This is a genomic window from Herbaspirillum robiniae, from assembly GCF_002213415.1.
GTDB classification, from domain to species: domain Bacteria; phylum Pseudomonadota; class Gammaproteobacteria; order Burkholderiales; family Burkholderiaceae_D; genus Herbaspirillum; species Herbaspirillum robiniae.
In genome coordinates this window covers 209,154-222,014 of the sequence record NZ_NJGU01000009.1, presented here as the reverse complement: position 1 = coordinate 222,014, position 12,861 = coordinate 209,154, and the positions used below count along the sequence as shown (strand labels likewise).

Annotated in this window: 10 protein-coding genes; 7 read left to right on the top strand and 3 right to left on the bottom strand. The window is 66.2% G+C overall.

What is annotated here, in order from left to right; translation table 11 throughout:
• Nucleotides 1-92 precede the first annotated feature (92 nt).
• From CEJ42_RS17685 to pelG, 5 genes are read left to right on the top strand one after another with little or no spacing between them, the layout of a single operon-like run.
• Nucleotides 93-692, top strand: a complete 600-nt coding sequence (locus tag CEJ42_RS17685) for a penicillin-binding protein activator LpoB (protein WP_088751994.1) — start codon at nt 93-95, stop codon at nt 690-692.
• Nucleotides 693-716: 24 nt separating this feature from the next.
• Nucleotides 717-2,204 (top strand): PelD GGDEF domain-containing protein, encoded by a 1,488-nt coding sequence (locus CEJ42_RS17680; RefSeq protein ID WP_243397892.1) that lies wholly within the window; start codon nt 717-719, stop codon nt 2,202-2,204.
• On the top strand, nt 2,194-3,231 hold the full coding sequence (locus CEJ42_RS17675; protein WP_088751993.1) for a tetratricopeptide repeat protein: 1,038 nt from the start codon (nt 2,194-2,196) through the stop codon (nt 3,229-3,231). The genes CEJ42_RS17680 and CEJ42_RS17675 overlap by 11 nt, the downstream gene beginning before the upstream one ends.
• On the top strand, nt 3,228-4,841 hold the full coding sequence (gene pelF, locus CEJ42_RS17670) for a GT4 family glycosyltransferase PelF (protein ID WP_088751992.1): 1,614 nt from the start codon (nt 3,228-3,230) through the stop codon (nt 4,839-4,841). The genes CEJ42_RS17675 and pelF overlap by 4 nt, the downstream gene beginning before the upstream one ends.
• Nucleotides 4,842-4,863: 22 nt before the next feature.
• Entirely contained in the window at nt 4,864-6,234 is a 1,371-nt protein-coding gene (pelG, locus tag CEJ42_RS17665) for an exopolysaccharide Pel transporter PelG (protein WP_079218013.1), read from the top strand.
• A 1,926-nt stretch (nt 6,235-8,160) separates the two neighbouring features.
• Here pelG and CEJ42_RS17660 read toward each other — a convergent pair.
• Together CEJ42_RS17660 and CEJ42_RS17655 are read right to left on the bottom strand one after the other, a co-directional pair.
• Complete coding sequence (locus tag CEJ42_RS17660) at nt 8,161-9,714, bottom strand: CYTH and CHAD domain-containing protein (protein WP_088751991.1); 1,554 nt, start codon at nt 9,712-9,714, stop codon at nt 8,161-8,163.
• A 51-nt stretch (nt 9,715-9,765) separates the two neighbouring features.
• Entirely contained in the window at nt 9,766-10,563 is a 798-nt protein-coding gene (locus CEJ42_RS17655; RefSeq protein ID WP_088751990.1) for an AraC family transcriptional regulator, read from the bottom strand.
• A 115-nt stretch (nt 10,564-10,678) separates the two neighbouring features.
• Between CEJ42_RS17655 and CEJ42_RS17650 the strand changes: the two genes are divergently transcribed.
• Both CEJ42_RS17650 and CEJ42_RS17645 read left to right on the top strand, forming a co-directional pair.
• Nucleotides 10,679-11,878: an MFS transporter gene (locus CEJ42_RS17650; protein WP_088751989.1), complete on the top strand. Its 1,200-nt coding sequence runs from the start codon at nt 10,679-10,681 to the stop codon at nt 11,876-11,878.
• Between the two features lie 9 nt (nt 11,879-11,887).
• Nucleotides 11,888-12,466, top strand: coding sequence for a pyridoxamine 5'-phosphate oxidase family protein (locus CEJ42_RS17645; RefSeq protein WP_088751988.1), 579 nt, complete (start codon nt 11,888-11,890; stop codon nt 12,464-12,466).
• A 9-nt stretch (nt 12,467-12,475) separates the two neighbouring features.
• Here the strand turns inward: CEJ42_RS17645 and CEJ42_RS17640 are convergent, their stop codons facing one another.
• The gene (locus CEJ42_RS17640) at nt 12,476-12,859 is read right to left on the bottom strand and encodes an NUDIX hydrolase (RefSeq protein ID WP_088751987.1); all 384 of its coding nucleotides are present in this window, start codon (nt 12,857-12,859) and stop codon (nt 12,476-12,478) included.
• Nucleotides 12,860-12,861 lie beyond the last annotated feature (2 nt).

The window sequence follows — 12,861 nt, the reverse complement described above, 5'->3', positions numbered from 1 at the left end:
ACACCCACACAGATTCTTGCCGGCCCGCCGATCGGCGGCAGGCCGGCCGTCGACGATTTGTATCAACCCATCGCTAACCCACGGTGACCAACATGAAAAAACAACTCTTCTCCCGCTTGCTGCGCCTGGCAGCCGCCGCCGTCATCGCCGCCGGCCTGGCGGCCTGCTCGACCACCGACATCGGCCGCGCCCCGGCGCTGCCGGCGGACGCGCAATGGGGCCTGCTGCCCTTTGCCAACCATACCGAGACGCCGCAGGCCGGCCTGCGCGCCGAGGCCATCGCCGAGACCATCCTGCGCGCCCGCGGCGTATCCAACCTGCGCCGCTATCCGGCCTCGCTGAACAATGAAACCCTGTTCGAGCCGATGGACCGCAAGCAGCTGGACGCCGCGCTGGAATGGGCGCGCTCCGAAAACCTCGGCTACGCGCTGACCGGCACCGTCGACGAATGGCGCTACAAGGTCGGCATCGACGGCGAGCCGGCCGTGGGCCTGACGCTGCAGCTGATCGAAGTCTCCACCGGCAAGGTGGTGTGGGCTGCTGCAGGCGGCAAGAGCGGCTGGAGCCGCGAGGCCTTGTCGGCCGTGGCGCAGAAGCTCTCGCGCTCGCTGCTCTCGCCGCTGACCTCGTCGCGCAGCGCGCCTGAGGCGGCAGCGCAGTCGCCGTCGTCGGCATCGGGCAATGCGCCCTAACGTAGGCCAGGCAAGGACCGCATTGTGAGTGATATCGAACGCAAGCCGCCGCCGCAGGCGCCGGCCGCCGCGGGACGAAAGCAGCTGGCCGGCAACGCCAGGCCGCTGGTCGGCAAGGCCAAGCGCCGCCTGAATTTCTGGTCGCGCGTGTTCGTCCATTTCGACACCGACAGCGGCTCGCCGCGCAAGGCCGCCCTGCGCATCGTGGAGACCGTGGTCTTCGTGCTGGCGGCGGTGCTGCTGTCGCGCTGGATCGCGCCGGACGACCCGTTCGGCATCAGCGCGCAGTTCCCGTGGATCTGGCTGGTGCCGGCCATCCTGGCCATGCGCTACGGCAGCGCCATCGGCGTGACCGCGGTGGCCACCATGCTGGCCGGCTGGTATGGACTGTCCTACCAGTCCGGCGAGAACGCCTCGCAGGCCGTGGTGTCGGCGGCGCAGGCGTTTCCGCAGCCGTACTTCCTGGGCGGCCTGATCCTGACGCTGCTGTGCGGCCAGTTCGCCGAGGTGTGGAACGCGCGCAGCCGTCGCCTGCGCGCCATCAACGCCTACCTGGACGAGCGCCTGACCATGCTCACCAAGAACCACTTCCTGCTGCGCCTGTCGCACGAGCGCCTGGAGCAGGATCTGCTGTCCAAGCCGCTGACGCTGCGCGAATCGCTGGACCGCCTGCGTTCGCTGACGCTGACCCAGACCATGCTGGACCCCGCCAGGATGCCGGCGGGCGACGCCTTCCTGCAGATCATGGTGCAGAGCTGCCAGGTCGAGGCCGCCTCCCTGTACGCCTGCGATGCCACGGGCCGAGTGCTGCCCGATCCGCTGGCCAGCGTCGGCAAGGTGAGCGAATTCGCCGGCGACGATCCGCTGGTGAAATACGCGCTGGAGCAGCGCAAGCTGGCCCACGTCCAGACCGAGAGCGTGAACCAGTCGCTGCGCAACCAGAGCCGCTACCTGGTGTGCGCGCCGCTGGAGAACTTCGACGGCAAGCTGTTCGGCATGCTGCTGGTGGAGAAGATCCCCTTCGTCGCCCTCAACGAGGACACGCTGCAGCTGATGTCGGTGCTGATCGACTACTACGCCGACGGCGTCGAGGTAGGCACCACCTCGCGCTCGATATTGCAGCAGCTGCCGACCTGCCCGCCGGAGCTGGCGGTCGACCTGGTGCGCCTGCACCACCTCAAGCGCAACACCGGCATCGACTCGTCGCTGGTGGCGCTGGTGTTCGGCGACGACGACCTGTCGCGCGACATGTTCGACCAGATCCGCCGGCTCAAGCGTGCCGCCGACGTCGTCTGGACCTACAAGTCGGGCGGGCGCAACGTGCTGATGACGCTGCTGCCGCTGGCCGGCGCGGCCGCCGTCGACGGCTACCTGATGCGGGTGGAGACGGTGTCGCACGCGCAGTTCGGCAACAAGTTCCTGTCCAACTACGCGGAGGCGCACACCGCCGCCATCGGCGTCGAGGATCCCTCCCGCCTGCTGCCCAACCTGGTGGAACGCTGTGCTGTATAAATTCTCCATCGCCGGGATCTCGTTCGAGATCGCGTCCATCGCGCTGTTGCTGCATGGCGGCGTCGGCCTCGCGGTCATCAGCGGCTACCTGGCGCTGCACGTGGTGTCCAGCGCGCTGTTCGCGCTGGCCATCGCGCTGGTGGTGCCGGAGCGCTACCGCCATCCGCGCGTGTGGCTGCTGGCCTACCTGTTCTTCTTCAATTTCTTCATCCCCGTGGCCGGCCTGTTGTGCGCGGTGGTCGCGCTGGCCGTCGGCGTGCTGTGGCCCAAGGACGAGGCCGAGGATCATTTCGACACCACCGAGTCGCCCGAATTCGTCACCGTGCGCCGCCGCGAGGGCAGCGGCTTCTCCGGCAACCGCGTGCGCGCCCAGCTGGGCAACCTGGCCACGCCGGTGGACAAGCGCCTCAACGCCCTGGTGGCGATCCAGAGTACGCCCACCCACGCCAGCGGCGAGTCGCTGCGCAACCTGCTGGCCGATCCGGCCGACGACGTGCGCCTGCTGGCCTACGGCATCCTGGACGGCAAGGAAAAGAAGATCACCCAGCGCATCGTCGAGCTGCGCTCCCGGCTCGAGACCACCGCCGAGAGCGAGACACGCGCCATCATGCACCAGCAGGTGGCCGAGCTTTACCAGGAACTGATCTACCAGAACCTGGTGCAGGGCGACCTGCTCAATTATTCCTGCGCGCAGATGCGCGAGCACGCCAAAGCGGCGCTGGCCATCAACGAGGAGCAGCCCGGCCTGTGGTTCATGCTGGTGCGCCTGGAGCTGATGACCGGCGACGCCGGCGGCGCGGCCCAGGCCCTGCAGAGCGCCTACGAGCACGGCTTCTCGCGCACCCGCCTGCTGCCTTACCTGGCCGAACTGAGCTACCTGGAGCGCGACTACGAGCAGGTGCGCAAGCTGTTCATCGAGATGGCCTACAACCCCAGCGTCTCCTCCAATCCCCAGCTGCATCGCTTCTGGCGCCACGGCCGGCGCACCATCGCCGACCGTCCCGACGCCAACCGAGGACCCGCATGAGCCAAGTCACCACCACCACCCCGGCCGCGGCCGACCCCTACGAGCGCCGCGCCGCCGACTGCGACGTCATGCTGCTGCTGGAAGGCACCTTCCCGTATGTCAGCGGCGGCGTTTCCAGCTGGGTCAACCAGATCATCCGCGGCTTTCCCGAGATCCGGTTCGGCCTGTGCTTCATCGGCAGCCGCCCGCAGGACTACGGCACGCCCAAATACCAGCTGCCCGACAACGTGGTGCACCTGGAGCGCCACTACATCCACGAACACCTGGCCGCGCCCAACGTGGTGCGCTCGCGCGGCGATGCGCGCGCCTTCGAGCGGATGGACGAGCTGCACACCCAGTTCCGCAACTACAGCCGCGGCGGCGCCTCGCATGAGGCGCTCACCGCGCTGCTGGCCGAGCTGACGCCGATGATGGACGACGGCGGCAAGCTGGACCAGGACTCCTTCCTGTTCAGCAAGAAGGCCTGGGACTACCTGGCCGAGCAATACCGCACCTTCTGCACCGACCCGTCCTTCGTCGACTATTTCTGGACCGTGCGCATCATGCACCTGCCGATCTGGACTCTGGCGCGCGTGGCCCGCAACATGATCCCGGCCAGGGCGTATCACACCATCTCGACGGGTTACGCGGGTTTCCTCGGCAGCCTGATGAAGATGCAGACCGGGCGCCCGCTGATCCTCTCCGAGCACGGCATCTATACCAAGGAACGCAAGATCGACCTGTTCCAGAGCGAGTGGATCCGCGACAACCGCAACGTGTTCGAGAAGGACGCCTCGCAGATCCCGTACTTCCGCGACTTGTGGATCCGCTTCTTCGAGGCGCTGGGTCGCCTGTGCTACCAGGCGTCCAACAACATCGTGGCGCTCTACGAGACCAACCGCCTGCGCCAGGTCAGCGACGGCGCGCCGGCCGAGCGCACCATGAACATCCCCAACGGCATCGACCTGCCGCGCCTGTCCAAGCTGCGCGCGCAGCGGCCGGAGAAGATCCCGCCGGTGCTGTGCCTGCTGGGGCGGGTGGTGCCGATCAAGGACGTCAAGACCTTTATCCGCGCCATGCGCACCGTGGTCAACCAGTACCCCGAAGCGGAAGCCTGGATCGCCGGTCCGGAGGACGAGGACCGCGCCTACGCCGAGGAGTGCCACGCCATCGCCGACGGCCTGGGCCTGACCGACAAGGTCAAGTTCCTGGGGTTCCAGAAGATCGACGAGCTGATGCCCAAGATCGGCCTGGTGGTGCTCTCCAGCATCAGCGAGGCCTTGCCGCTGGTGCTGCTGGAAGGTTTCGCCGCCGGCGTGCCGGCCGTGGCGACCGACGTCGGTTCGTGCCGCCAGCTGATCTTCGGGCTGTCGGAAGAAGACAAGGCGCTGGGCGCCGCCGGCGAAGTGGTCGGCATCGCCGAGCCGCAGGCGCTGGCCAATGCCGCGGTCAAGCTGCTGGCCGACCCCGGGCGCTGGCACGCGGCGCAGGCGGCCGGCATCGCGCGCGTGGAGCGCTACTACACGCAGGACATGATGTTCGGCTCCTACCGCAAGCTCTACGAGGACGCGCTGGCGCAGGGCGCGGCGCCGGCGGCGGGCGGGGCGATGCGTTGCCCGGTGCACAAGTGAAGGCATTGAAAGGAACAGGCTGATGGCCGGCATAGGATTCGAACTCCGCAAGATATTGAAGCGCGACAGCCTGCTGTCGCTGATGCAGGCGTATTCGTACGCGGCGCTGATCAGCTCGGGCCCGTGGATCATGTCCATCGTGGGCATCCTGGTGATCGGCCTGCTGAGCTATGCGGTGGTGACGCCCAAGGCGGTGATTGTGCAGTTCCAGGTGAGCATCACGTATGTGATTTCGCTGTCGCTGATCTTCACCGGCGTGTTCCAGCTGGCGCTGACGCGTTTCTCCGCCGACCGCCTGTTCGAGAAGGACAACAACGCCATCCTGCCGAACTTCCACGCGGTGTCGCTGACGGTCACCGTGGCCGGCGGCGCGCTGGCGCTGCTGGCGGTGGTGTTCCTGTTTCCGCAGCAGAGCGCGCTGTACCGGCTGCTGCTGCTGGCCGCCTTCGTCATCATGTGCAACATCTGGATCGCCACCATCTTCCTGTCGGGGATGAAGCAGTACCGCGCGATCTTCTGGATCTACGCGATCGGCTACACCATCACCGTGCTGGCCGCGCTGCTGCTGCGCGACATGGGGCTGGAAGGCCTGATGGGCGGTTTCGTCATCGGCCAGGCGGCGCTGCTGATGGCGATGATGGCGCTGATCCTGCGCAATTTCGGCTCGAACCGCTTCATCTCCTTCGAGTTCTACGACAAGAAGCTGCTGTATCCCTCGCTGATGGCCATCGGCCTGCTCTACAACACCGCGATCTGGATCGACAAGGCGATGTTCTGGTACACCGCCGACACCAGCCAGTCCATCATCGGCCCGCTGCGCGCGTCGGTGATCTACGACTTGCCGGTGTTCCTGGCTTACCTGTCGATCATTCCCGGCATGGCGATCTTCCTGTTGCGCATGGAGACCGACTTCGTCGAGGACTACGACGCCTTCTATGACGCCGTGCGCGGCGGCGCGTCGCTGGAGACGATCGAGAAGCATCGCAACGGCATGGTGGAGACGGTGCGCCTGGGCCTGTTCGAGATCATCAAGATCCAGGCGATCGCGACGCTGCTGCTGATCGTGGCGGGGGAGGCGATCCTGAAGTGGCTGGGCATTTCCACGCTGTACCTGCCGCTGCTCTACATCGACGTGATCGCGGCCAGCCTGCAGGTGGTGCTGCTGGGGATCCTGAACGTGTTCTTCTATCTGGACAAGCGCAAGATCGTGCTGTTCCTGTGCGGATCGTTCGTGGTGCTCAACGTCGTGTTCACGTGGATTTCGATACAGCTGGGGCCGACGTTTTATGGGTTCGGGTTTGCGTTGGCGGTGTTTTTGGTGGTGTTGGCGGGGTGTGTTTTGTTGTCGCGCAAGCTGGAGTTGCTGGAGTACGAGACGTTTATGTTGCAGTGAGGTGGCTGGGAGTTGGGGGCGGGGGCGCGTGCGGTATTGTTTTTGGGCTTGCTTGTCTTTGCCGCACGTCTTCAGTGTCGATGTACAGGCTCGCTATCCCATGTAATCCGTCATCCCGACGAAGGCCGGGATCCGGTGTCGTTCGTTGTGCTTCCCTGAACCCCGTTCGGACTGAGTAGTCGCTTTGCGGCGTATCGAAGTCAGCGTGTATGCGGTTGTTCTTATTTGGGTAGTCTGGTCTTGCTGCCCGCAGATGTACTGGCTCTATGCCTATCTTTCTCCGGTCGCAGGGGAGCGCCGGGGGCGGCCCGGCAGCCGCTCACTTTCTTTGCTCCGCCAAAGAAAGTGAGCAAAGAAAGGCGGCCGCTACCGCCCAGCCCCTTCGGGGTACCCGCTGAACCGCACGAAAAAATGGGAAAGGAGGCAAGTCCCTACGCTCCGGCCTCCTTTCTGATCCATTTTTCCGCGCGTTTCAGCGGCTGGGCAGAAGCGGACTTCGGATCCGGCTCGCCTGCGGCCTCGCGGTGCTTGCTGCTCGCCTGCGGCATCGGGGCTGTGGTTCGCTATCTCTTTCAATCTGCTTCGGCTTTGTCGGCGCGTGCACCTCTACGTCGGCCTCGATGTGCAGGCTTGGTATCTTATTTAATCCGTCATCCCGGCGAAGGCCGGGATCCAGCGTCGTTCGTCGCGCCTCCGAGAACTCCGTTCGGACTGAGTAGCCGCGTATGCGGCGTATCGAAGTCAGCGTGCATACGGTTGTTTGACGCTCGGGTAGTCAGGTCTTGCTGCCTGCAGATGTACTGGCTCTATGCCTACTTTCTCCGGTCGAAACGGAGCGCCGGGGGCGGCCCGGCAGCCGCTCACTTTTCTTGCTCCGCCAAGAAAAGTAAGCAAAAGAAGGCGGCCGCTACCGCCCAGCCCCTTCGGGGTACCCGCTGAACCGCACGAAAAAATGGGAAAGGAGGCAAGTCGCTACGCTCCGGCCTCCTTTCTGATCCATTTTTCCGCGCGGTTCAGCGGCTGGGCAGAAGCGGACTGCGTTGACGGCTCGCCTGCGGCTTTGCCTTGTGTCCGGCTCGCCTTCGGCTTCGCGGTGCTTGCTGCTCGCCTGCGGCATCGGGGCTGTGGTTCGCTATCTTTTTCAATCTGCTTTGGCTTTGTCGGCGCTTGCACCTCTACGTCGGCCTCGATGTGCAGGCTTGGTATCTTATTTAATCCGTCATCCCGGCGAAGGCCGGGATCCAGCGTCGTTCGTCGCGCCTCCGAGAACTCCGTTCGGACTGAGTAGCCGCTTATGCGGCGTATCGAAGTCAGCGTGTATGCGGTTGTTTTTATTTGGGTAGTCTGGTCTTGCTGCATGCCTATGTGCTGGCTCTATGCCTATCTTTCTCCGGTCGCAGGGGAGCGCCGGGAGCGGCCCGGCAGCCGCTCACTTTCTTTGCTCCGCCAAAGAAAGTAAGCAAAGAAAGGCGGCCGCTACCGCCCAGCCCCTTCGGGGTACCCGCTGAACCGCACAGAAAAATGGGAAAGGAGGCAAGTCGCTACGCTCCGGCCTCCTTTCTGATCCATTTTTCCGCGCGATTCAGCGGCTGAGCAGAAGCGGACTTCCGATCCGGCTCGCCTGCGGCTTTGCCTTGTGTCCGGTTCGCCTTCGGCCTCGCGGTGCTTGCTGCTCGCCTGCGGCATCGAGGCTGTGGTTCGCTATCTCTTTCAATCTGCTTCGGCTTTGTCGGCGCTTGCACCTCTGCGTCGGCTTCGATGTGCAGGCTCACTATCTTATTTAATCCGTCATCCCGGCGCAGGCCGGGATCCAGCGTCGTTCGTCGCACCGCGCCGACTTCGCCCGCAGCGACCGACGCCAACACGTCAACACGCCATCCGCCAAGGTCAACGCCGCCGCGCCAACGCTACACTGCAATCCACACGCTACCTCGGCAATTCCTGCGCTTTCCATTTCTTCCAGAGCCGTCGCGTCTTTTCTTCGCCGTCGTCAGCCTGCGCGGCAAGGAAGCCGCGTGCATAGGCGATGCTGGCGGCCAGCGCCGGATGCTTTTTCTGTAGCTCTTCCAGCAGGCCATCCGCGACGGAAATGTCGTTCTGCGCGCCCAACTGGTCCTGCAGGCGCGACAAGGCCTTGAGGTAGGGGCGGCTGCTCTTTTCCCCGTACAGCGCCTGGAAGAACTCGGTGTCGTAGCGCATCTTCTTGGCGGCGATGCGGGTGCGGTGGCGCGCGCGAGGGTCTTCTTCCATCTTGCGGCCGCGTTTTTTCATGCGCTTTTCATCGTGGCGCAGCATCTCGCGCGCGAAGCGCGACAGCGGCTGCGACAGTTGCTCCAGCTGGGCGGCGTCCATCGTCGCGCGCCATTGCGCGCCCAGCATCCAGCGGCCGAACTGCAGCACCAGCGCGGTGTAGCGCGTCGACGCCACTGCTTGCACCGCGCCCTTGTGCATGGCTTCGGCCTGCCGGCGGGCGGCTTCGCGTACCGACTTCAGGTTGATCGCGCCGGTCTTGTCCTGCGGCAGGGCGTCCAGCGTGGAGCCGGCCAGCACGTCCCAGTCGCGCGCGGCGCCGATGCGTTCGGACAGCCACTCGAACTCGCCCGCCAGTTCCTGCGGCAGCGCGATCACGTCGCGAAACAGCGTGAACGCCGAGCGCAGGCGGCGTACGCCTACGCGCATCTGGTGCAGGCGTTCGATGTCCTGCGCGTCGCCGCCGTCGGCGATGTCGTTGGCCTGGATCTGTCCGATGCAGTTACCGACGATGGCGCCGAAGGCCTGCTCCAGGCCCATCTTCTTCGACAGGTGCAGCGGCTTGGCCTTTTCCGCCGTGGAAACGACGGGACCTTCGCCGCGCGCGGCCTGGTGGTAGAGCGTGTAGCCGCGCTGCGCCTTGCTCTGGATGCCGATGCGCAGCGGGATGTCGCGCATCAGCGCCAGCGCGAAGTCGAACAGCGCCAGCGGGCTGCCGCTCTTGAGCTCCAGCTCGATCTCGCACACCGCGACATTGCGCTGGCCGTGTTCGACCGTGCCCTGGTCAAGCACGAACTCGACCTCCGAGCCGTCGTCCAGCTTCAGGTCCCACAGCATGCGTTTGATGTGGGTGGCGAAGATGGGGCGGATGCGTTCCGCCGCCTGCGGCGAGAGGATCTCGTCGCGCCACGGCGTGCCCGGCGGCACCATCTCGTGCAGCACCGCCAGGTCCGGCGCTTCGCCCGGCACTTGCGACTCCCACTCGTTGCGCTGGTGCAGGCCGCCGCTGACGCCGCCGCCGGCCTTCAGGGTCTGGATGAATTCGTCGCCGGTGCGGCGCACGCGCAGGCCGGCGTCGTTGTTGCGGAAATCATGTTCGGCGGTGTCGAAATAGACGCCGGTCTGGTCCTTGGTGCGCGGCTTGGCCAGCGCGTGGCGCGCCAGCAGCGGATGCTTGATCAGGTCCCGGGTGTGGGCCGGGTCGAGCAGCAGTTTGAGTTCGGTTTCCATGATAAGGAGAGAAGGAAGGGGGGAAAGGGAAACAGTAAGACCGGAGCGCCCTCAGGCCGCCTGCCGTTCCGCGATGTAGCGCGCCGGCGGCTTGCCCAGGGTTTTCTTGAACATGGTGATGAAGGCGCTGACCGAGTCGTAGCCGAGCTCCTGCGACACGCGCTGCACCGAAGCGCCCGAGGCCAGCTGCTGCAGCGCGACCATGATGTGGATCTGCTGGCGCCAGCGGCCGAAGGTCATGCCGGTCTCGGCCAGCACGAAGCGCGCGAAGCTGCGCTCGCTCATCGCGCAACGCGCGCCCCAGTCGGCCACCGTGCTGCGGTCGGCGGGATGCTCGGCCAGCCGCCGCGCGATGTCGCGCAGGCGCGAGTTGGCCGGGATCGGCAGGTGCAGCTGCAGGCTTTGCGCCTGCATGTGCGCCAGCTCCTCGGCCAGCACCGCGGCCAGGCGCGCGGTGCGGCTGCCGGCCGCGTAATCCTGCGGCTGGTCGGCCAGATGCCGGATCATCTGGATCAACAGCGGGTTCAGCGACAGCGTGCAGCAGGCCTGCGGCATCGCCGCGGCCTCCGGGTCGACGAACAGGAAGCACACCTGCCCGTCGGCGGTGACTCGGTTGCTGTGCGGTACGCCGGGCGGGATCCACACGCCCGACTGCGGCGGCACGATCCACATGCCCTGCGAGGTCTCGCAGGTCACCGCGCCGTGCAGCGCCACCACCAGCTGGCCTTTCTTGTGCGTGTGGAAGGGCTTTTCGCGTTCGCTCTCGCGGGTGTGCACGTGCAGCGCCGTGACCGCGGCGGCGAGGCGGTCGGGGTCATGTTCGACGAGGCAGGCGTGCAGGGCGGGCATGGCGATCCAGATTGGCTGTTTTTAGCAATATCCTGGCATTGTAGCCAAATACGCGCAGGCGCCGGATTGGGTAAGCTTGGGCATTCCTGATCCGGCTCACGCTTACGCGCTTTCCATGGACAATACTTCCACCGTCTCATCCCGCCGCGCCGTCACCGGCACCGGCTGGCTCATCCTCGGCATCCTGCTGATCGCCGCCAACCTGCGCGCACCCGTCACCGGCGTCGGGCCGCTGATCGAAACGCTGCAGCAGGCCTTCGGCTTCAGCGCCGGCATCGCCGGCCTGCTGCTGACCTTGCCGCTGGCCTGCTTCGCGCTGCTTTCGCCGGTGTCGGCCTGGGTGGCGCGCGGCTTCGGGCTGGAGCGCACGCTGTTTCTGGCCATGCTGCTGGTGGCGGCCGGCATCGTGCTGCGCTCCACCGGATCGGCGACCGCGCTGCTGGTGGGCACCTGCGTGATCGGCTGCGGCATCGCCGGCGGCAACGTGCTGCTGCCCAGCCTGCTCAAACGCGACTTTCCCAATGACCTGACGCGCCTGACCGCGATCTACGCGCTGACGATGAACACGGCTTCCGCGCTGGGTTCGGTCTGCGCCGTGCCGCTGGCCGATGCGCTGGGCTGGTCCTGGGCGCTGGCCGCTTTCATCGTACTGCCGCTGGTGGCCATGCTGGCGTGGCTGCCGCAGCTGGCGCGGCACACGCCGCCGGCGGCAGGCCCGGCGAAGTCGGGCTCGGTCTGGGGTTCGGCGGTGGCGTGGCAGGTGACGCTGTTCCTGGGCACCAACTCCTTCGTCTACTACGTGGTGACGGCCTGGCTGCCCTCCATCCTCGTGGTCAACGGCCAGAGCGCGGTGGTGGCCGGCAACCTGCACGGCCTGCTGCAATTCTCGTCGGCGGTGCCGGGCCTCCTGCTGGTGCCGCTGGTCAAGCGCATGCAGGACCAGCGCCTGATCGCCGTCGGCACCTCGGCCTGCGCCGTGCTGGGCGTGATCGGCCTGATCGCCATGCCGGCCTGGGCCATCGTCTGGGTGCCGATGTTCGGTTTCGGCACCGGCGCGGTCTTCATCCTCGGCCTGGCCTTCGTCGGCATGCGCGTGTCCACGCCGCAGCAGGCGGCTTCGCTGTCGGCGATGGCGCAGTGCGTGGGCTACCTGATGGCCGCCGCCGGACCGATGCTGATGGGGCGCGTGCACGACGTGGTGGGCGACTGGAACATCGTGCTGGTCATCTGCGGCGCGATGGCGGTGGTGATGGGCATCTTCGGCATGCTCGCGGGCCGCGCCGGCAAGGTCATCGGCGCATCGCACGTCGACTGAAAGGACACCATGCCGCAAGCCACGCTGAAAGAGCTCGAAGAGCTCGTCTGGAAAAGCCTCGCCGAAGGCGCCTGCCCGGGCCTGTCGTCCTTCACGATGTGGCAGCTGGCCACCGCCGGCCTGGACGGCGCGCCGCAGGTGCGCACCGTGGTGCTGCGCGGAGCCGAGCGCGCGACCGGGCGGCTGGTGCTGCACACCGACCTGCGCTCGGCCAAGGTCGCCGAGCTGCGCCGCGAGCCGCGCTTGGCCATGGTGGTGAGCGACCTGCCGAACTACCGCCAGATCCGCATCGAGGGCAGGGCGACCATCCACGCCGGCGATGAAGTCGCGCAGGCCGCCTGGGCTGCCAACCGTCCCCACACATTGATTCTCTACCAGACGCCGTATGCGCCGGGTACGCCGGTTGCCGCACCTGAGTCGGCGCAGGCACCGGCGCAGGTCGACGCGGCCAAGGCTTATGCGAACTTCGCGGTGATCGCAGTGACCGTGTCGCGCATCGAATATCTGGATATCTCGCCGGGGGCGCACCGACGTGCGTCGTTCATCCTGTCGGGCGAAGGTGTCGAGGCGACATGGCTGGCGCCTTGAATACCGCGGCTATCGTCCGCTGCCTGAGCAGGCCCTGATGGCGAGCCTGTAGCCCTCGGGCAGATTCTCGGGCAATGTCTCCGGCGCAAACAATCCCACCCGCTTGTGCTCATGGCTCACCTGCGGCGTGAACACGCCGGCCAGCGTGCAGCGGTACGCGACGATGAACACCCGCTTGCCGGGGATCACTTCAAACATCCAGGCGTCGACGAGGGCGCCGACTTCCACTTGCAGGTTCAGCTCTTCGTCGATCTCGCGCGCCAGGCATTGCTGCGGCGTTTCGCCGTCTTCTATCCGGCCGCCGGGCAGTTCCCATTCGTTGCGTTCGTTTTCCAGCAGGACGATCCTGCCGTCCGGCGCCTGCACTACACCCTTGATCGAGACCGGATACATCG

Excerpts from the sequence above, each read along its gene's own strand:
- CEJ42_RS17660 (WP_088751991.1), bottom strand. The coding sequence starts at position 9,714 with ATGGAAACCGAACTCAAACTGCTGCTCGACCCGGCCCACACCCGGGAC.
- CEJ42_RS17655 (WP_088751990.1), bottom strand. The coding sequence starts at position 10,563 with ATGCCCGCCCTGCACGCCTGCCTCGTCGAACATGACCCCGACCGCCTC.
- pelG (WP_079218013.1), top strand. The coding sequence starts at position 4,864 with ATGGCCGGCATAGGATTCGAACTCCGCAAGATATTGAAGCGCGACAGC.
- CEJ42_RS17640 (WP_088751987.1), bottom strand. The coding sequence starts at position 12,859 with ATGTATCCGGTCTCGATCAAGGGTGTAGTGCAGGCGCCGGACGGCAGG.
- pelF (WP_088751992.1), top strand. The coding sequence starts at position 3,228 with ATGAGCCAAGTCACCACCACCACCCCGGCCGCGGCCGACCCCTACGAG.
- CEJ42_RS17685 (WP_088751994.1), top strand. The coding sequence starts at position 93 with ATGAAAAAACAACTCTTCTCCCGCTTGCTGCGCCTGGCAGCCGCCGCC.
- CEJ42_RS17645 (WP_088751988.1), top strand. The coding sequence starts at position 11,888 with ATGCCGCAAGCCACGCTGAAAGAGCTCGAAGAGCTCGTCTGGAAAAGC.
- CEJ42_RS17650 (WP_088751989.1), top strand. The coding sequence starts at position 10,679 with ATGGACAATACTTCCACCGTCTCATCCCGCCGCGCCGTCACCGGCACC.